At 72.1% G+C, this 18997-nt stretch carries 18 protein-coding genes; 11 read left to right on the top strand and 7 right to left on the bottom strand.

Annotated elements, in window-relative coordinates; translation table 11 throughout:
• Positions 1 to 169: 169 nt before the first annotated feature.
• Together AC54T2_RS19135 and AC54T2_RS19130 are read right to left on the bottom strand one after the other, a co-directional pair.
• A complete protein-coding gene (locus tag AC54T2_RS19135) occupies positions 170 to 1108 on the bottom strand; it encodes a hypothetical protein (RefSeq protein WP_489976928.1) in 939 nt (312 codons plus the stop codon).
• 176 nt (positions 1109 to 1284) lie between these two features.
• Positions 1285 to 2763 (bottom strand): KamA family radical SAM protein, encoded by a 1479-nt coding sequence (locus AC54T2_RS19130; protein ID WP_186342172.1) that lies wholly within the window; start codon positions 2761 to 2763, stop codon positions 1285 to 1287.
• 169 nt (positions 2764 to 2932) lie between these two features.
• Between AC54T2_RS19130 and kdd the strand changes: the two genes are divergently transcribed.
• The 7 genes from kdd (at position 2933) to AC54T2_RS19095 (ending at position 10002) form a co-directional block, all read left to right on the top strand.
• Positions 2933 to 4012, top strand: a complete 1080-nt coding sequence (kdd, locus tag AC54T2_RS19125) for an L-erythro-3,5-diaminohexanoate dehydrogenase (protein ID WP_489976927.1) — start codon at positions 2933 to 2935, stop codon at positions 4010 to 4012.
• A complete protein-coding gene (kamD, locus tag AC54T2_RS19120) occupies positions 4012 to 5604 on the top strand; it encodes a lysine 5,6-aminomutase subunit alpha (protein WP_496666962.1) in 1593 nt (530 codons plus the stop codon). The genes kdd and kamD overlap by 1 nt, the downstream gene beginning before the upstream one ends.
• Positions 5601 to 6368 (top strand): lysine 5,6-aminomutase subunit beta, encoded by a 768-nt coding sequence (gene kamE, locus AC54T2_RS19115; RefSeq protein ID WP_496666961.1) that lies wholly within the window; start codon positions 5601 to 5603, stop codon positions 6366 to 6368. Before kamD ends, kamE begins: the two co-directional genes overlap by 4 nt.
• A complete protein-coding gene (gene kal, locus AC54T2_RS19110) occupies positions 6365 to 6775 on the top strand; it encodes a 3-aminobutyryl-CoA ammonia lyase (RefSeq protein WP_186342176.1) in 411 nt (136 codons plus the stop codon). The genes kamE and kal overlap by 4 nt, the downstream gene beginning before the upstream one ends.
• 403 nt (positions 6776 to 7178) lie before the next feature.
• A complete protein-coding gene (gene lnt, locus AC54T2_RS19105) occupies positions 7179 to 8717 on the top strand; it encodes an apolipoprotein N-acyltransferase (RefSeq protein ID WP_496666960.1) in 1539 nt (512 codons plus the stop codon).
• A 23-nt stretch (positions 8718 to 8740) separates the two neighbouring features.
• Complete coding sequence (locus AC54T2_RS19100) at positions 8741 to 9484, top strand: polyprenol monophosphomannose synthase (RefSeq protein ID WP_496666959.1); 744 nt, start codon at positions 8741 to 8743, stop codon at positions 9482 to 9484.
• Positions 9481 to 10002 (top strand): FxsA family protein, encoded by a 522-nt coding sequence (locus tag AC54T2_RS19095; RefSeq protein ID WP_186342178.1) that lies wholly within the window; start codon positions 9481 to 9483, stop codon positions 10000 to 10002. Before AC54T2_RS19100 ends, AC54T2_RS19095 begins: the two co-directional genes overlap by 4 nt.
• 12 nt (positions 10003 to 10014) lie before the next feature.
• On the opposite strand, the gene AC54T2_RS19090 is transcribed toward AC54T2_RS19095, so the two are convergent.
• The 3 genes from AC54T2_RS19090 to AC54T2_RS19080 all read right to left on the bottom strand — a co-directional run bounded on the left by AC54T2_RS19090 (position 10015) and on the right by AC54T2_RS19080 (position 12813).
• A complete protein-coding gene (locus AC54T2_RS19090; protein WP_186342179.1) occupies positions 10015 to 10395 on the bottom strand; it encodes an RNA polymerase-binding protein RbpA in 381 nt (126 codons plus the stop codon).
• Positions 10396 to 10651: 256 nt separating this feature from the next.
• Positions 10652 to 12004 carry an MFS transporter gene (locus AC54T2_RS19085; RefSeq protein ID WP_489976922.1) on the bottom strand — a complete coding sequence of 451 codons (1353 nt, stop codon included), beginning with the start codon at positions 12002 to 12004 and terminating at the stop codon, positions 10652 to 10654.
• The gene (locus AC54T2_RS19080) at positions 12001 to 12813 is read right to left on the bottom strand and encodes a glycerophosphodiester phosphodiesterase family protein (protein WP_186342181.1); all 813 of its coding nucleotides are present in this window, start codon (positions 12811 to 12813) and stop codon (positions 12001 to 12003) included. Before AC54T2_RS19080 ends, AC54T2_RS19085 begins: the two co-directional genes overlap by 4 nt.
• Positions 12814 to 12847: 34 nt before the next feature.
• Between AC54T2_RS19080 and AC54T2_RS19075 the strand changes: the two genes are divergently transcribed.
• Entirely contained in the window at positions 12848 to 13108 is a 261-nt protein-coding gene (locus AC54T2_RS19075; RefSeq protein WP_186342182.1) for a TFIIB-type zinc ribbon-containing protein, read from the top strand.
• A 24-nt stretch (positions 13109 to 13132) separates the two neighbouring features.
• Here AC54T2_RS19075 and AC54T2_RS19070 read toward each other — a convergent pair whose 3' ends face one another.
• Positions 13133 to 14656, bottom strand: coding sequence for a helix-turn-helix domain-containing protein (locus AC54T2_RS19070; RefSeq protein ID WP_186342183.1), 1524 nt, complete (start codon positions 14654 to 14656; stop codon positions 13133 to 13135).
• A 103-nt stretch (positions 14657 to 14759) separates the two neighbouring features.
• Here AC54T2_RS19070 and AC54T2_RS19065 point away from each other — a divergent pair, with 103 nt between their 5' ends.
• Both AC54T2_RS19065 and AC54T2_RS19060 read left to right on the top strand, forming a co-directional pair.
• Positions 14760 to 15776: a zinc-dependent alcohol dehydrogenase family protein gene (locus tag AC54T2_RS19065; protein ID WP_496666958.1), complete on the top strand. Its 1017-nt coding sequence runs from the start codon at positions 14760 to 14762 to the stop codon at positions 15774 to 15776.
• Entirely contained in the window at positions 15773 to 17569 is a 1797-nt protein-coding gene (locus AC54T2_RS19060) for an alkaline phosphatase D family protein (protein WP_496666957.1), read from the top strand. The genes AC54T2_RS19065 and AC54T2_RS19060 overlap by 4 nt, the downstream gene beginning before the upstream one ends.
• Before the next feature lie 7 nt (positions 17570 to 17576).
• Here AC54T2_RS19060 and AC54T2_RS19055 read toward each other — a convergent pair whose 3' ends face one another.
• Positions 17577 to 17723 (bottom strand): hypothetical protein, encoded by a 147-nt coding sequence (locus tag AC54T2_RS19055; RefSeq protein ID WP_489976918.1) that lies wholly within the window; start codon positions 17721 to 17723, stop codon positions 17577 to 17579.
• 135 nt (positions 17724 to 17858) lie between these two features.
• Here AC54T2_RS19055 and AC54T2_RS19050 point away from each other — a divergent pair, with 135 nt between their 5' ends.
• Entirely contained in the window at positions 17859 to 18974 is a 1116-nt protein-coding gene (locus tag AC54T2_RS19050) for a DNA glycosylase AlkZ-like family protein (protein ID WP_496666956.1), read from the top strand.
• The last annotated feature ends 23 nt before the right edge of the window (positions 18975 to 18997 follow it).

Here is an 18997-nt window from a genome sequence, read left to right as displayed (position 1 = left end):
GTCCTGGGGGGGGGGGTGGTGCTCGCCCGCTTTGGCCTGGGGTTTGGGGCGTGTTGCTGGTGGGGGGTGTTGTTGGGTTGGGGGGGGTTCCTTGCTGGGGGGGGGCCCCCGACACTTGGAGGCCGTTGCAACCCCCTCCAGGTGTCGGACTACCCCTCCAGGTCGGCGCTCAGCGGGCCGTACGGCTCGCCAGCGCCCGCTTGATGCGGCGGGCGAGCACGACCGGGCGCTCGAGGTCGCCCCAGGTGATGCGGAGGCAGATCCACCCCGTCGCCAGGCAGATCTGCTCCTCGCGCCGCTTCTCGCGCATCAGGTAGTCGGCCAACGACTCGCCGGGGCGCCGGTGCCGTTCGTACTTGATGCGGCCGTCGAACTCGAGGAAGACGCCGAGCCCGCGCCAGGCGAAGTCGACGACCCCCAGCAGGTTGCCGTCGTCATCGACGACCTCGACTTGGGGCTCAGGGCGGGGGACGCGGTGCTCGAAGAAGAAGTGCCAGACGCGGGCTTCCGCGACGTTGGTCAGGCGCGAGTCGGCACGCCCCAGGACGAGCCGGGTCGCCAGACTGCCGGGCCAGTGCCGGGCGGTGGTGGCGACGTCCTGCAGCTCCTCGAGCGTCGCGAGTCCGAGGTGCAGCACGCCGCACGCGGCGACGAGCCCCGCCTCGGCGCCGTACAGCGTCACCACTTCGATGGCCCCTCGTGCCGGGTGGGTCACTGGTACGTCGTCGCGCAGCGTCCACCACCGCTGCCCGAGCACGGCGCGGTGGTGGACGACGCCGGCCTCCCTGCGACCGGGGCGCCCGTCGGTGCGCGTCAGGTGGGTCTCGTCGAGCCCGACGTCCCACAGCGGCACCTCGTGCTCGGCGAGCGCGCTCTGGTGGGTGAGCACCGCGCTGTCGTGGGACGTCCGCAGCACGGCGCGGGAGCGGGCACGCATCATGCCCACCGCGTCGAGGTCCTTCACCAGCTCGGTGGGGACGTACGCGCCGTAGCGGAGCTTGGTGAGCGCGCCCGCGGCCACCTGGTGGCGGATGTCGCGGTCGGTGAGGCCGTCCGCGACGAGGTCACGGCGCAGGAGGACGTCGTCAGGCGCGATCTGGAAGGTCATGCCTGACGTGGTGCCCGGTCAGCCCACGACGACAAACCGGGGCGGCGCGATCTGTGGATGCCGGCGGACCTGGTGGGGGAGTCCGACACTTCGAGGGGGTTGCAACGGCCTCCAGGTGTCGGAGTCCCCACTCTAGCGGGGACTCCGACACAACCCGGAGGAGAGGGGGAGGGGCCTCAGTAGGCCTGGAGGGCGGCGGTGCGGCGGGAGGCCTCGGCCATCTCGGCGGCCTTGAGCGAGGCCTCGTCGAGGCGGCCGTGCTCCTCCCACCACTGCTGCCCGGCGTCGGGGAGGGTGTGGATCGGGTCGTAGTACTCGAAGTGGCGCGACAGGGCCTCGGCGTCGTCGGCCTCGATGGACGTGCGGTAGTTCTTCGTCCAGTAGGAGATGCCGCGCTCGGTGTCGTAGTCGGCGTTCTGGTGCACCCAGCGCTTGCCGACGAACGGCACGTCGCACACGATGCGCGGCGTCGCGAAGCCCGGCAGGTAGCCCATGATGTGGTGCTGGAGGCGCTGCGCGTCGGCTAGCGAGACCCGCCAGTGCTCCGAGAACGGGATCATGTCGCACATGTAGAAGTAGTAGGGCATGACCTGGGCGCCGTCGAGCAGGCGGAAGCACAGGTCGAGCAGGGTGTGCGGGTCGGCGTTGACGCCGTGGAGCAGGACACCCTGGTTGCGGACGTCGCGCAGGCCGGCGTCGAGCATCGCTCGCGACGCCTCGGCGACGATCGGGGTGACTGAGTTGGCGTGGTTGGCGTGGGTGTGCATCGCGAGCGAGACGCCGCGCGAGCGGGCGACCGCGGCGACGCGGGCCACGCCCTCGACCACGTCGGGCTGCAGCCAGTGCTGCGGCAGGCCGATGAGGGCCTTGGTGGCGAGCCGGATGTCGCGGATGTTGTCGACCTCGAGCACCGACATGAGGAACGACTCGAGGCGGGGCCACGGCATGTTGGCCACGTCGCCGCCGGAGACGACGACGTCGCGCACCGACGGCGTCCGGCGCAGGTAGTCGATCATGTCACCGAGGCGGTCGTTGGGCTTGCCGGCGAACTTGAGCTTGTCGATGACCGGGGTCGAGTTGCCGACCAGGTCCATGCGGGTGCAGTGGCCGCAGTACTGCGGGCAGGTCGGCAGCAGCTCGGCGAGCACCTTGGTGGGGTAGCGGTGGGTGAGCCCCTCGGTGGCCCACATGTCGTGCTCGTGGAGGGAGTCGCGCGCGGCGTGCGGGTGCGACGGCCAGTCGGTGCGACGGTCGCTGAAGACCGGGATCATGTAGTGGCGGATCGGGTCGGCGTAGAACGCCTCGGTCAGCGACCCGGCGCCGGCGGGCTCGATGCCCGGCACCATGGTGTTCATCATCTGCGGCGGCACCAGCATCGACATGGTCGCCCGCTCGGCCTGGTCGCGCTCGAGGTCGGCGTAGAACCGCTCGTCGAGCAGGTCGCCCATCAGCTCGCGCAGCTGCTTGACGTTCTTGATGCAGTGGGCGCGCTGCCACTGCACCGAGGCCCACTCGGCGGCGGTGACGTCGGACCAGCCGGGGAACCGCGTCCAGTCGGGCTCGACGAGCTCCACGCGCCGGTAGGGGTAGGGCTGGCCGGCATCGCGGCCGGTGGCGAGGTCGGTCCCGGGTGCGGGGGCGGTCTCGATGCTCATCTGGTCTCCTTGCGGTGGCCCCGGGCCGGGCGGGAGCGGGGTCAGGTCGGGCGGCGCGCCGGTTGTGTGCGCGTCGACACGTCTGGGAGAGTACGTGGAGAACGTGCGGCCAGTCCAATGCCACGCCGCAAGATTTGCGGTTCATCACGAACGTAGAAGGATGCCCTGCATGAACACCTCCTCGGACGTCCAGACGGACGTCCGCACCAGCGACCCGACCGGCCTGCACCGCGTGCTCGACGAGCAGACGGTGCTGCCGCAGGCGGCCGAGCGGCTCGACACCCGCGCCGCGCTGTGGCCCGACGAGGTGCGCGTGCGCGTCGAGCGGCTCAACCTCGACGCTGCGTCGTTCCGCCAGCTCGAGCGGACGCACACCCGAGACGGCGTCACCGACGGCGACGCCGTGCGCGCGGAGGTGCTCGACATCGTCGCCACCCGCGGCAAGATGCAGAACCCGGAGACCGGCTCCGGCGGCATGCTCGTCGGCACCGTCGAGGAGGTCGGCCCCGAGTCGCCGCTCGGCCTGTCGGTGGGCGACCGCATCGCCACGCTGGTCAGCCTCACCCTGACGCCGCTCGTCATCGAGGACGGCCTCGGCGGCTGGGACGGGCGCAGCGAGCAGGTGCCGTGCGACGGCTACGCCGTGCTCTTCGGGCGCTCCATCGCCGCCGTCATCCCCGACGACCTCGACCCCGCCCTCTCGCTCAGCGTGATGGACGTCTGCGGCGCCCCGGCGCTCACCGCCCGCGTCGTGGAGGAGTACGTCGCCCGCGGGCAGGCACCGACCGTGGCCGTCATCGGCGGCGCCGGCAAGTCCGGCTCGCTCAGCCTGGCCGCCGCCCGCGCGGCCGGCGCGCGCCGCACCGTCGGCATCGTGCCCCACCAGGGCGAGCACGACCTGCTCACCGGCGCCGGCCTGGCCGACGCGGTGGCACTCGCCGACGCGCGCGACCCGATCGCCCTGCGCGACGCCGTGGTGGCGGCCGGCGGCCCGGCTGACGTCACGGTCGTCTGCGTCGACGTGCCCGGCTGCGAGGGCGGTGCGATCCTGGCGACCGCGGAGGGCGGCACGGTGATCTTCTTCTCCATGGCCACCAGCTTCAGCGCGGCGGCCCTGGGCGCCGAGGGCCTGGCGGCCGACGTGCGGATGCTCGTCGGCAACGGCTACGTCCCCGGCCACGCCGCGCTCGCCATGGACCTGCTGCGCGGCGACACCGGCGTGCGCGCCCTGTTCGAGCGGAGGCTCTGATGACGTCCACGACCAGCCGGCTCGGCCTCGACCGCGCCGACGTACGCCGCGCGCGCACCCTCGCGCGCCAGGTCGGCAAGCCCATCGTCGACCTCGCCCAGCGCCACACCACGGTCAGCGTCGAGCGGGCCACGCTGCGGCTCGCCGGTCTCGGCGGGGCCGACCCCGACGGCACCCCGTGGGTCAACCGGCTCGCCGACGCCGTCCGCGCCGATGTCGGCCTCGAGCACGGCGTCAGCGCGCCCGTCTGGGACGCGCTGCTGCGCGGCGAGGGAGACGGCCTGCTCACCCTCGCCCAGAAGGCTGCCGCCGGGTCGGTGAGCTTCCGGGTCCCGGAGGGCACGGATGCGCGGCGGGCGCGGGCCGCGGCGCGCAAGGCGGTCGGCGCCGGCATCACGCGGGTCGACCGGCAGCGGGTGGCGCGCGAGCGGATGATCGCCCGGGTCGGCGACGCCCCCAGCAAGCCGTGGATCTACCTCATCGTCGCGACGGGCGACATCCACGAGGACATCCCGCAGGCCCAGGCCGCCGCCCGCGAGGGCGCCGACGTGATCGCGGTGATCCGCTCCACCGGGCAGTCGCTGCTCGACTTCGTGCCCGAGGGCGCGACGCGTGAGGGGTTCGCGGGCACCTACGCCACCCAGGAGAACTTCCGCCTGATGCGGGCCGCGCTCGACGAGACGTCGAAGGAGCTCGGCCGCTACGTCCGGCTCACCAACTACGCCTCCGGTCTGTGCATGCCCGAGATCGCGGCGCTCGCCGGCCTCGAGCGGCTCGACATGATGCTCAACGACTCGATGTACGGGATCCTCTTCCGCGACATCAACCCGATCCGCACCTTCGTCGACCAGCGCTTCAGCCGGCAGGTCCACGCCCGGGCGGGCATCATCATCAACACCGGCGAGGACAACTACCTCACGACGGCCGACGCGGTCGAGGCCGCGCACACCGTGACGACCAGCCAGCTGCTCAACGAGTACTTCGCCAAGGAGGCGGGCCTCGAGGACTGGCAGCTCGGCCTGGGCCACGCCTTCGAGATCGACCCGGCCGTGCCCGACTCCTTCCGCCTCGAGCTGGCCCACGCCATGCTCGCGCGCGAGCTGTTCCCCGACGCGCCGCTGAAGTGGATGCCGCCGACGCGTCACATGACCGGCGACATCTTCAAGGGCTACCTGCTCGACGGCTTCTTCAACCTCGTGGGCGCGCTCACCGGCCAGGGGATCCTGCTCGTGGGCATGATGACCGAGGCGGTTGTCACCCCGTGGATCTCCGACCGCGACCTGGCCCTGCAGAACGTCCGCTATGTCATGAACGCGGCCGGCAACCTGCACGAGGACTTCCGGCCGGCGCCCGACGGCTTCATCGCCGGGCGGGCGCGCGAGGTGCTCGGAGAGGCCATCGGCCTGCTCGAGGAGATCAAGGCCGACCGGAGCGTCCCCGGGCAGCCGCCGCTGCTCTCTGCCATCGCCGACGGCACGTTCGGCCTGATGAAGCGCCCGGCCGACAAGGGGAAGGGCCTCGAGGGAGTGGCCCGCAAGGCCGGCGACTACTACAACCCGGCCACCGAGATCCTCGAAGGAGCAGACCGATGAGCCTGATCCGGCCCTACGGCGACACCACCGGCGACGGCATGGTGCAGCTGTCGTTCACGCTGCCGATAAAGCACTCCAAGGTCGCCGAGGGCGCAGCGGTCCAGCTCGCCAACAAGATGGGCATGGACCCGGCGCTGGTCGTCCACTCCAAGGCCGTGGGGGAGGGCTTCACGTTCTTCGTCGTCTACGGCCGGGTCAACCACCTCGTCGACCCCAGCATGGTGGAGGTCGTCGAGCGGGACTACCCGCTGCTGACCCCCAAGGAGGCCAACGCCGCGATCAAGCGCTCGCTGCGCCGCCGCCTCGTGGTCGTCGGCGGCTGCATCGGCACCGACGCCCACACCGTCGGGATCGACGCGATCCTCAACATCAAGGGGTTCGCGGGGGAGAAGGGACTGGAGTACTACCGCGAGCTCAAGGTCGTCAACCTCGGCGCCCAGGTCTCCGTCCCGCAGCTCGTCGAGGCCGCGCGCGAGGAGAAGGCAGACGCCGTGCTGGTCTCGCAGGTCGTGACCCAGCGCGACGCCCACCTGCTCAACACCCGCGAGATGTCGGCGGCGTTCCGCGAGGCCTACCCGGCCGCGCAGCGGCCGCTGCTGGTCGTCGGCGGGCCCCGCTTCGACGAGAAGATGGCCGGTGAGCTCGGCGTGGACCGCGTGTTCAGCCGGGGCACCACGCCCGGCGAGGTCGCGTCGTTCATCGTCCACCGGCTCGCCGGACCCCGCCCGAGCAGCCAGCAGGACGAGAAGGAGAAGGCCTCATGAGCGAGCCCGCCGGTAGCCGGGTCGGCACGGTGGTCACCCACCGCCGCTACGTCCCCTACTCCCACGCCCACTATGCCGGCAACCTCGTCGACGGGGCCTACAGCCTCGGCCTGTTCGGCGACGTGGCCACGGAGATGTGCATCGTCCTCGACGGCGACGAAGGGCTGTTCGCCTCCTACTCCGACGTCCAGTTCCGGGCCCCGGTGCGAGCCGGCGACGTGGTCGAGGTCACCGCGACGCTGGTGCGCGAGGGCACCCGCAGCCGGGTGATGGACTTCACCGTGCAGGTCGTCGGTCGGGGGGCGCCGAGCGCCGTGGCACCGGGCCGGGCGGAGGTGCTCGACCCGCCGGTCGTCGCCACGACCGCCACGGGCACCGTCGTCGTCCCCCCAGCCGCCGGGACGTAGGCACACGAGTCGGCGTGTCATGCGCCGACACGCCGACGACTTTGAGATTTGTCCCGCGAGTTTGTGCGGGAGCACCCTCCCGTGACCTGCGCGAACGCACGTTCGCGCAGGTCAGACCCGTGTTGACACCCTCCCGCACGCGAGGGAGGGTTTCGGGGTCCGCCTGTGCAGCTCGCGGGTGGCGCCTTCGGCAGAAGGGAGACGAACGTGGGGTACGTGACGCCAGCGATGCCCGTCGTCCGTCGACTCGTCGAGGGTGTCCCGCGAGGGCCGGATGCGGGAGGGGTCCCGCGGCCGTAGACAACTTCGCGCGCGCGTCAGCCAGACGGGTGCGCGTTGGTCCGAAGCCCCAGGGCCCCTCCCGCACCGCTGCAGGCGATCAGCCGTCGGCTACGGTCTCAGCGTGCCGCTCCGCGTCCTCATCGCCTTCGCCGGCGGCCTCGTCCTGGCAGCCGCGTTCGAGCCGATCGGCCATGCCTGGCTGATGCCTCCCGCGATCGCGGTGCTGGTGCTGTGCGTACGCGGCCTCCCGCCCCGCCGCGCCTGGCTGCCCAGCCTCGCGTTCGGGGTGGCATTCATCTTCGCGGTCATGGTGTGGATGCGATCGGTCGGCACCGACGCGTGGATCGCGATGTGCGCCATGGAGTCGGCGTTCTTCGTGCCCCTCGGCGTGGGTCTCGCGTGGAGCATGCGGGTGCGCGCGTGGCCGGTGCTCACCGCCCTGTGGTGGGTGGGGATCGAGACGCTGCGCAGCGGCTTCCCCTTCAGCGGCATGCCCTTCGGCCGGCTCGTGTTCGCGACCGCCGACACGCCCTGGGCCGACGCGCTGCCGTGGATCGGGATGACCGGCGTCAGCCTCCTCGTCGCCCTCACCGGCACCACGCTGGCGTGGGTGGTCCTGCAGCTGCGCTCACCGTCGCGCTCGACGTACGTCGCGGTGGCCGCCCTGGTCGTCGTCACCCTGGCCCCCGCGCTCGTGCCCTACCCGCTCGAGCGCACCGGCAGCGCCACGGTGGCCGCCGTGCAGGGCGACGTCCCGGGGACCGGTCTCAACGTCCCGGCGGTGCACCGGCAGGTCACGGCCGACCACGCGCGGCTCACCCGCGAGCTCGCCGACGCGGTCGCGGCGGGGGAGCAGCCGCGGCCCGACTTCGTGGTGTGGCCGGAGAACTCCACGGCCGTCGACCCGTTCCGCGACACCGAGGTGCACGGGGAGATCGTCGCCGCCTCCGACGCCATCGACGTCCCGATCCTCGTGGGCGGCACCAACAGCAACCCGCTCGACGACACCCAGGTGCTCAACCAGGGCATCGTCTTCCAGCCCGGACTCGGCAGCGGCGACCGCTACACCAAGCGGCACCCGGTGCCCTACGGCGAGTACATCCCCTTCCGGGGCAGCAGCTGGATGCCCTCGAGCTACGGCCGGCTCACCGAGGTGGCTCGCGACATGGTGCGCGGCACCAGCCTGGAGCCGCTGCGGGCGGGCGACATCCGCGTCGCCGACGCGATCTGCTTCGACGTCGCCTACGACGAGGGCATCGCCGGCCAGGTCGCGCGCGGGGCCGAGCTGGTGACCGTCCAGACCAGCAACGCGATGTTCAGCCGCACCGGCCAGCTCGCCCAGCAGTTCGAGATCAGCCGGCTGCGCGCGCAGGAGACCGGCCGCTGGGTCGTCGTGGCGGCGATCAACGGCATCTCCGGGGTCGTGCGTCCCGACGGCTCCGTGGTCGCCTCGGTGCCCGCACGCGGCCAGGAGGTCCTGGTGGAGGAGGTCGGCCTCAGCACGACGATCACCCCCGCGGTCCGCCTCGGCGTCTGGCCCGCCCGACTCGCGCTCGCGTTCCTCGTCCTCCACACGGTCGTGGTCCTCATCGCCTATCGTCGTCGCCGGCAGCGTGACCGCGTCGCCGATCCTCGCCCGGACTCCCCGGCGAGCCCCTGAGCCCTGGAGTGAGGTGCGCACGCGTGAGCGTCGACGGACTCGGCCGCTGCGTGATGGTCGTGCCGACCTACAACGAGTCGGAGAACCTCGCGTGGGTCGTCGGCAGGCTCCGGGCCGCCCAGCCCGGGGTCGACGTGATGGTGGTCGACGACAACAGCCCGGACGGCACCGGCGAGCTCGCCGACCGGCTGGCCGCCGCCGACCCCGCCATCAACGTGGTGCACCGCACCGAGAAGGCGGGGCTGGGGGCCGCCTACCTGCACGGCTTCGACGTCGCGCTCCGGGCGGGCTACGACGTCGTCGGCGAGATGGACGCCGACGGGTCCCACCAGCCCGAGCAGCTCGAGCGGCTCCTCGACGCGCTGCGCAGCGCCGACCTGGTGATCGGGTCGCGCTACGTGCTCGGCGGCTCGGTGGTCAACTGGCCCCTGCGGCGCCTCCTGCTGTCGCGGGGCGGCAACCTCTACGTCCGGCTGCTGCTCGGGATGCGGGTCAAGGACGCCACCGCCGGCTACCGCGTCTTCCGCCGCACCACCCTCGAGGCGATCGACCTTGCCTCGGTGAGGTCTACTGGATACGTGTTCCAGACCGATCTCGCCCACCGCACCGTGGCGCGTGGCCTCCGGGTCACCGAGGTGCCGATCGACTTCGTCGAGCGTGAGCGCGGGGATTCCAAGATGAGCGGCCAGGTGGCCGGTGAGTCGCTGCGGATGATCACCCGATGGGGACTGTCGCAGCGGTGGTCGCAGCTGCGGGGCAGGTCATGACCCAGCCCTTCCCGGTGTCCCCGCGGCCCCGGCGCCCGCGCCGGTGGCTGCGGCTGCTCCTGGTCGCCGCGTTCGTCGTCGTGCCGCTGGTCGAGATCTGGGTCATCCTGGAGGTCGGCCAGCTCGTCGGACCGTGGTGGACCATCGCGCTGCTCATCCTCGACAGCATGCTCGGCGCGTGGCTGATCCGGCGCGAGGGCGCCCGGGCGTGGGCCGCGCTCCGCGAAGCGCTCTACAGCGGCCGGATGCCCGCGCGGGAGATCGCCGACGGTGCGCTGATCCTCATCGGCGGCACCCTGATGCTCAGCCCGGGATTCGTCCTCGACATCGCCGGCATCATCTTGATCCTGCCCTTCACCCGCCCGGTGGCGCGCCGGCTGCTCACCAAGGTGGTCGAGCGTCGCCTCGTGGTCGCACCGGGCTTCGGCTTCGCGCCCGGCCCGTTCGGGCCCGGGAACGACGGTCGCCCCGGACCGGGGCCCGAAGGCCCGGTGGTCCGGGGCGACGTCGTCGAGTGACGCGTCAGCTGCTCAGCTGACCCGCTTCTTCTTGTTGGCGCGGTGCAGGTGCGCGGGGCCGATCTCGCCGCCGCGCAGCAGCTCGAGGCGCTCCTTGAGGATGTCCTCGAGCTCCTTCTCCGAGCGCCGCTCCAGGAGCATGTCCCAGTGCGTGCGCGCGGGCTTCTCCACCTTCTCCTCGGGGAGGATCCCCGCCGTGCTCAGCCCCTCCGCGCCGCAGCGCGGGCACTCCCACACGGCCGGGATGTCGGCCTCGACCGACATCGTCACCTCGAAGTCGTGACCCTGCTTGCACCGGTAACCGACCTGCTGGCGAGCGGCGAACTCGATGCCGCGCTCGTCCTCGAAACTCTGGCCGCCGAGCCGTGCGCCACGTAGTGTGCGCTCCGCCACCGTGCCCACCTCCATTGGGTTGCTGACACCCGTTGTGTTGTGTTCGGGTTTCTCCGGTGCAACGAGCCAGGACCGTGATGGTGACGTCGCTTGTGACGACGCGGCTCGCCTGCACCGAACTCCTACGATCTTCAACGGTAGCGGGGTCGCTCCAATTCCGCGGATTTCCCGCGGCACCCGCCACGCTCAGGCGTGACGGAATGCACCCCCAGGGGTGGATCCGCTCCGGGCCCCGGCGATCGGTCCCGGACGAGGCTCAGATGACCGCCGGCATGTCGTTGCCGGCGTCGCGGATTCCCTTGGCGGTGTCGACGCGCATCAGCAGGAGCCCACCCACGACGAAGAAGATGATCAGCGCGAAGATCGCCGGACGGTAGGAGTCGGTGAAGGTGTAGACGAGGCCGAAGACGAGCGTGCCGAACCACGAGGTGCCGCGCTCCATCGCGTGGTAGAAGCTGAAGAACTCCGCCTCCTTGCCGCGCGGGATCAGCAGCGAGAAGTAGGAGCGGGCCAGCGCCTGCGTGCCGCCCAGGACCAGCCCGATCGCGGCGCCGAGCACGAGCAGCGGGACGAGCGACTTCTCGGGGATGACCAGGCCGGCGGTGACGATGCCCATCCAGATGACCAGGCCGCCGAGGATGGTGTTCTTCGCGCCGCGGCGCGCGGCGATGCGGCCGAAGAGCAGCGCCCCGCCCACCGCGACGAACTGGACCAGCAGGTAGACGCCGAGCATGGTGCCCTGCGGGAAGCCGAGCTCCTCCACGCCGTAGACGGAGGCCTGGCTGATCACGGTCTGGATGCCGTCGTTGAAGAACAGGTAGGCGAGCAGGAACGTCAGCGCGACTGGGTAGTTGCGCAGCTCCTTGAGGGTGATCCAGAGCTGGCCGAAGCTGCGCTGCAGGACGCCTCCCTCGACGGGCTCGACATCGACCGGCGGGTGGTTCTGCAGCCCGCGGTAGGGGATGAAGGTGAACGCCGCCCACCACACGGCGGCCGAGAGCAGGGAGATCCGCACCGCCATGCCCTCGGTGAGGCCGAAGGTGTCGTGCATGCTCACCAGCACGAAGTTGACCGCCAGCAGGAGACCGCCGCCGGCGTAGCCGTAGGCCCAGCCGCGCGAGGACACCCGGTCGCGGTCGGACTCCGTGGAGATGATCGGCAGGATCGAGTCGTTGACCACCGCCGACGCGGCGAAGCACAGGTTGGCCAGGATGAACGTGATCGCGCCGAGCTGCCAGTTGTCGCCGGTCATGAAGAACAGGAGCGCGGCGAAGAACGCGCCGGCCCACGCGAAGCCCGCGAGGAGGTCCTTCTTGCGCGAGGTGCGGTCGGCGACGGCGCCGAGCAGGGGCAGCACGAGCGCGGAGATGAGCGTGGAGAACGTGATGACGTAGGCCGGCAGCGCGCCGGGGGCGATCGACAGCCCGAGCACCGAGACCCGGTCGTCGACCGCGGCCTCCTTCGCGACAGCGATCAGGTAGGGCCCGAAGAGGACGCCGGACACCGTCGTGGCGAAGGCGCTGTTGGCCCAGTCGTAGAAGTACCAGGCCCGCTGCTCCTTGGCCTGCGCCAACGGCGTCAGGTCCGCGATGCCGCCTACCTTGCTCATTCCTCATCCTCCACGTGGCCGTTCCACTGTCCGCGGGCGCGGAGCACGTCCCTGAGTATGTCCGTGCGATCGGTCATGATGCCGTCAACACCACGGTCGAGGAGGGCGTTCATCTCGATCGGGTCGTCGATCGTCCACACGTGCACCTGCAGGCCGGCGGCGTGCGCGCGTCGTACGAGCCCGCGCGAGACGACCAGCACGCGGCCGCGGTGGTGCGGCACCTGCAGCGCGACGGGCCGTCCGCGCGTGAGCCACCGGGCGAGGCGGGCGCTGGGGGAGAGAACGAACGCGACCACCTCGAGGGGGTGCGCCGACGTCGCCACCCGCCCCCGGGTGCGGCGGCGGAACCGCTCGAGCCGGCGGCGGGAGAACGAGCCGACCAGCACCCGGTCCCAGGCCGCACGCTCCTCGACGAACCGGGCCAGCGCCTCCACGGCCCCGTCGGCCTTGAGGTCGAGGTTGAACCGCGTGGCGGGGAACGCGTCGAACAGCTCGGCGAGGGTCGGCACCGGCTCGCTGCCGCCGACGGCCGCGCGCTGCACCTCGGCGTACGTCGAGTCGGCGATGCTGCCCGTGCGGTCGGTCACCCGGTCGAGGACCGTGTCGTGGAAGGCCAGGAGCACGCCGTCGCTGGTGACGTGGACGTCGGTCTCCAGGTAGGTGTAGCCGAGCTCGACCGCGTGGGCGAAGGCGGTGAGCGTGTTCTCCAGGCCCTCGATCTCCGGGTGGTAGGCACCACCGCGGTGGGCGAACGCGAGCGGTCGGGGCGCGTCGAGGTAGGCAGGGACGCGTGGATGAGGGGATGGCACGCGAGAAGTATGCGGTCAGCGGTACCGTCGAGGGATGGAGAGCATCACGTGTCCCCAGTGCGGTGTCGAGATGGTGGAGCGGACCCACGGCGAGGCCAAGGTCAGCGTGTGCCCCGAGGGGCACGGGGTGTTCCTCGCCCGGGCCGACCTCGGCCTGCTGGTCGAGGCGGAGAACGACTGGCACCGCAACACCGGCCAGCACACCGCGCCGCTCCCGCGCATCACCGCCGACATGACCGCCCCGCCCACCACCGGCCGGGTGTCGCGGGCCTGGGTGGAGACCCTGTTCGGCTGACGCCGAGGGGCGGACCTCCGCGGCTCAGATGTCGCGGAAGGTCTCGATGTTGGCGCCCAGCTCGTTGAGCCGCTCGGCGAGGTCCTCGTAACCACGGTGGATGACGTAGGTCGAGCGCAGCACGCTGCGGCCCTTGGAGGCGAGCATCGCGATGAGCAGCACGACGGCGGGGCGCAGGGCGGGCGGGCAGACGATCTCCGCTCCGGAGAAGTGCGTCGGGCCGTCGACGAGCACGCGGTGCGGGTCGAGCAGCTTGACCTGCGCGCCGAGCTTGTTGAGCTCGGTGAGGTAGATCGCCCGGTTCTCGTAGACCCAGTCGTGCAGCAGCGTCTGCCCCTCGGCGACCGCGGCGATGACCGCGAAGAAGGGCAGGTTGTCGATGTTGAGCCCGGGGAACGGCATCGGGTGGATCTTGTCGAGCGGCGCCCGCAGCTCGGACGGGTGCGTGGTGATGTCGACCAGGCGGGTCTCGCCGTTGAGCGCCACGTACTCCGCCGAGCGGTCGTAGCGGAAGCCCATCTCCTCCAGGATCGCCAGCTCGAGCTCGAGGAACTCGATCGGCGCCCGGCGGATGGTGATCTCGGACTTGGTGACGATCGCGGCGGCGAGCAGCGACATCGCCTCGATGGGGTCCTCCGACGGCGCGTAGTCGACGTCCACGTCGATCGACGCGCGGCCGGTGATGCGCAGGGTGGTGGTGCCGACGCCCTCGACCTCGACGCCGAGCTTGCGCAGGTAGAAGCAGAGGTCCTGGACCATGTAGTTGGACGAGGCGTTGCGGATCACGGTCGTGCCGGGGTGGAGCGCGGCGGCCATCAGCGCGTTCTCGGTGACGGAGTCGCCGCGCTCGGTGAGCACGATCGGTCGCTCCGGCTCGATCGCACGGTTGACGCTGGCGTGGTAGGCGCCGTCGGTCGCCTTGACGTCGAGGCCGAACGGCCGCAGGGCGGCCATGTGCGGCTCGACCGTGCGCTCGCCCAGGTTGCACCCGCCGGCGTAGGGCAGCTCGAACTCGTCGGTGCGGTGGAGCAGCGGGCCGAGGAACATGATCACCGAGCGGGTCCGGCGGGCGGCTCCCTCGTCGATCGCGGCGAGGTTGAGCTCGGCCGGCGGGATGATCTCGAGGTCGTTGTCGGTGTTGAGCCACCGCGTGGCGACGCCGAGCGAGTTGAGCACCTCGAGGAGACGGTTGACCTCCTCGATCCGGGCGACCTTGCGCAGCGTCGTACGGCCGCGGTTGAGCAGTGAGGCGCACAGCAGCGCGACGCCGGCGTTCTTGGAGGTCTTGACGTCGATGGATCCGGAGAGCGTGGTCGGGCCCTCGACGCGCAGGTGGGTCGGCCCGGCGCCGAGGGCGACGATCTCGGAGTCGAGGGCCGCACCGATGCGGGCGAGCATCTCGAGGGACAGGTTCTGGTGGCCCTTCTCGATGCGGTTGATCGCGCTCTGGCTCGTGCCGAGCAGCTCGGCCAGCTGGTGCTGGGTGAGCCCACGGTGCTTGCGCGCGTCGCGGATGAGGTTGCCGATCCGGCCCTTGTAGTCAGCCATGTCCAACACGGTATCTCAGATATGAGATAGCGCCACTCGGCGCGCGCCGGCCCCCCTCCCAAGGGCGGGGAAGGCGCTTCGGCCGCGTGGCAGGATCGGCGCCATGCGTGCCACGACGATCCATGCGCCCGGTGACATCCGCTTCGAGGAGGTGCCCGATCCGCGCATCGAGGAGCCCACTGACGCGGTGGTGAAGGTGGTCGCGGGCTGCATCTGCGGCTCGGACCTCTGGCCCTACCGCGGCGAGAACAAGATCCAGGCCGGCTCGACGATCGGTCACGAGTGCCTCGGCATCGTCGAGGAGGTCGGCTCGAAGGTGTCGAGGACCAAGGTCGGCGACTTCGTCATCGTGCCGTTCTGCCACTGCGACAACACCTGCGCCCACTGCCGCGCGGGCGTGCAGTCGGCGTGCGTCAACCTCGGGGGCACCTCGAGCGGGCAGGGGGAGTACGCCCGGGTGACCCAGGCCGACGGCAGCCTGGTGGCCACCGACGGGATGCCCGACGACGACCTGATCCCGTCCCTGCTCGCGCTCACCGACGTGATGGCCACCGGCTGGCACGCGGCGGTCGCGGCCGGCGTGCAGCCCGGCCACACGGTGGTGGTCGTCGGTGACGGCGCGGTGGGGCTCAGCGGGGTGCTGGCCGCCGCGCAGATGGGTGCCGAGCGGGTCGTCGCGATGTCGCGCCACGCGCCGCGCCAGGAGATCGCCCGGGCCTTCGGCGCCACCCACGTCGTCGCCGAGCGCGGCAAGGAGGGCGAGGCCCGCATCGCCGACCTCACCGACGGCATCGGCGCCGACGCGGTCCTGGAGTGCGTGGGCACCGACGCCGCGATGAAGACCGCGTTCACGGTCGCCCGGCCGGGCTCCACCGTGGGCTTCGTGGGCGTGCCGCACGGCGTGGAGCTGCCGGTGCGCCGGATGTTCCAGAAGAACGTCGGCCTCGCCGGCGGGATGGCGCCCGTGCGTCGCTACCTGCCCGACCTGCTCGAGCGGGTGCTCTCGGGCGCGATCGACCCCGGGCGGGTGTTCGACCTGACGCTGCCCATGGCCGAGGTCGCCGACGGCTACCGCGCCATGGACGAGCGCCGCGCGATCAAGGTGCTGCTGCGCCCATGAGCCGGTCGGACGGCCGGCTGGTGCTAGGGCCGCTGCTGCGCTACGTAGACGAGACCTCGGCCTCGGTCTGGGTCGAGACCGACGCCCCCGGCACGGTCAGCGTCGTCCGCGGCGCCGCCACCGCGAGCGCGCCGACGTTCCTGGTCCACGGCCACCACTACGCCCTGGTCGAGCTCGACGGGCTCGAGCCGGGCACGACCGAGGCCTACACCGTGGCCGTCGACGGCGAGCAGGCGTGGCCCCCGGCCGGGTCGCCGTTCCCCGACCCGGTGATCGCCACCCTCGAGGCGGGCCGCCCCCTCCACCTCGCGTTCGGCTCGTGCCGCACGTCGGTGGCGCACGACGCGAAGGGCAACCGCTCGCACGGCGTGGACGCGCTGCGCGCCTGGGCGCTGCGCGTGGGGGGCCAGGTCGAGCCGGCCGACCCCGACGACCCCGACCTCACCCCGGACCGGCTGCCCGACCTGGTGCTGTTCCTGGGCGACCAGGTCTACGCCGACGACACCACCGACGCGATGCGGGAGTTCATCGAGTCGCGCCGCGACATCGACGAGCCGCCGTGGACCGAGCTGCAGGACTACGAGGAGTACGCCCACCTCTACCGGCTCGCGTGGTCCGACCCGGCCAACCGCTGGCTGTTGTCGACCGTGCCGAGCGCGATGATCTTCGACGACCACGACATCCGCGACGACTGGAACACCTCGCTGGAGTGGCGCCGCGAGATGGAGGCCACGTCGTGGTGGCACGGCCGGATCGTGGCCGGCCTCGGGTCCTACTGGGTCCACCAGCACCTCGGCAACCTCGCGCCCGCCGACCGCGAGGTCGACGAGGTGTACGGCCTCGTGCGGGCGCACCGCGGCCAGGACGAGCAGGACCTCGGCCCGCTCCTCGACGCCTTCGCGGCCCGGGTCGACCAGCAGCCCGAGACCTACCGCTGGAGCTTCGCCCGCGAGTACGACACCCAGGCCCGCCTCGTCGTCGTCGACTCGCGGGCCGCCCGCCGGCTCGACCCGGACCACCGCGCGATGCTCGACCCCTCCGAGGCTGCCTGGCTCGACGAGCAGCTGCGCGGAGACGTCGACCACCTGCTCATCGGCACGTCGCTGCCCTTCCTGCTGGCCCGCGGGCTCCACCACCTCGAGGCGTTCAGCGAGGCGCTCGCCCGCGGGGCATGGGGCGAGCGGGCCGGCCGGCTCGGGGAGAAGGCGCGTCAGCTGGTCGACCTCGAGCACTGGGGAGCGTTCCAGACGAGCTTCCAGGAGGTCGCCCGGCAGGTGATGGAGGTCGCGGCCGGCAAGCGGGGCAGGGCGCCGTCCACGGTGACGTTCCTCTCCGGCGACGTGCACCACAGCTATGTCAGCCAGGCACGTCCGGTCCACGGCGGGCCGGAGCTGGGGTCGACGATCCTGCAGGCCGTCTGCTCGCCGATGCGCAACCCGCTCGCGCGCGGCCTGAGGCTCGCGACGGCCGTGCTGTCCTACGGCGTGGCCGGGCCGGCAGGTCGGCTGGCAGCGAGGTCGGCGCGGGTCCCCGACACCCCCTTCACGTGGACCTACGCCGAGGGGCCGTGGTTCGACAACAACCTGGCGTTCCTCGACCTGGCCGGGCCGAGCCTGCGCATGTGGTGGGTCACCGGTGAGGTCGTCGGCGACCACGAGCGTCCGCGGCTGGCCAAGGTGGAGTCCTACGCGCTCGACGAGGACGGCAACCCGCCACCGCTGGAGGGCGTGGCGTCGAGGGTGCGCCGCCGGATCGCGCGGCGCGCGAACGGCGACCTGGTCCGTGAGCGGTGAGGGCGGGTCAGGCGTTGCTGAGCCTGCGGTCGCGCCCGTGGACGCAGTCGCAGGTGTCCGAGCACGGCAGGTAGGTGTGCCGGCCGTGGCCGCAGCCGGTGCACGGGAGGTCGTGCGAGAGGTGGACCGAGCTGGTCTCCACGGTGTCCCACATGCTCTCGAGGGTGGCACCGCGCGCGGGCTCGCGGACCCGAATGCTGCGGAATGCCCGATCTGGGGCACGGAATGGCCCGTTCGGGCCATGGGCGTGTGGCCCGTCCGTCCCGCGCCGGCGTCCTAGGATCGCCGCATGGGCGCGCGGACCGGTCACGACCTCACGCCGCAGCAGGCCCGGCGCATCGCCGTGCGCGCCCAGCTGCTCGCGGAGCCGCGGCCCGACGACGTGCTCGACGTGGTGCGGCACCTCGGGTTCCTGCAGGTCGACCTGACCCGCGTCGTGGCACCTCACGCCGACCTCGCCCTGTGGACCCGGCTGGGTGGCTCGTACGAGCCCGAGGACCTCGAGGACCTCGTCGGCGAGGGCGCGCTCGTCGAGGTCAGGGGCATGCTGCTGCCCAGCGAGGACCTGGCTCTGCTGCGCGCCGACATGGACGCGTGGCCGGGGGACCCGCCGTTGAAGGAGTGGCAGGAGGACCTCGCGGACTGGGTGGCCGCCAACGACGGCTGCCGCCGCGACATCCTCGCGCTGCTGCGCTCGGAGGGACCGACGCCCGCGCGCGACCTGCCCGACACCTGCGAGGTGCCGTGGCGCTCCACCGGCTGGACCAACGACAAGAACGTGATGAAGCTCCTCGAGTGCATGGAGGGCCGCGGGGAGGTCGCGGTCGCCTCGCGCGAGGGCAGGGAGCGGCGGTGGGACCTCGCCGAGCGGGTCCACCCCGGCGACCCGGCGGTGCCGGCGGAGGAGGCCCACCGCGCGCTCGCCCGCCGGCGGCTCCGCGCGCTCGGCATCGCGCGCCCACGCGCCCTCGAGGCGTGGGACGAGCGCTACGACGTCCGCGACACGGGTGACCCGGCGCGCGTCGAGGGCGTTCGCGGCCAGTGGCGCGTCGACCCGGACCTGCTGGTCGACCTCGACGACTTCGCCGGACGCACCGCGATCCTCTCGCCGCTCGACCGGGTGGTCTTCGACCGCAAGCGGATGGAGGACCTGTTCGCCTTCGACTACCAGTTGGAGATGTACAAGCCCGCGGCGAAACGGCAGTGGGGCTACTGGGCGATGCCGGTGCTCGACGGCGAGGATCTGGTCGGCAAGGTCGACGCCACCGCCGAGCGCGACGCCGGCGTGCTCGTGGTGGACGCCGTGCACGAGGACGGCAGCTGGTCGGCGGCCCGCCGGCGGCGGGTCGAGGCGGAGATCGCCGCGCTGGGGGAGTGGCTGGGGCTCGAGGTCGTCCGCCCCTGAGCTCGCTGCGCGGACCGACCCGA

The sequence above is a fragment of the Nocardioides sp. Z35_8 genome, assembly GCF_059621125.1.
This window is presented reverse-complemented; position numbering and strand designations above follow the sequence as displayed.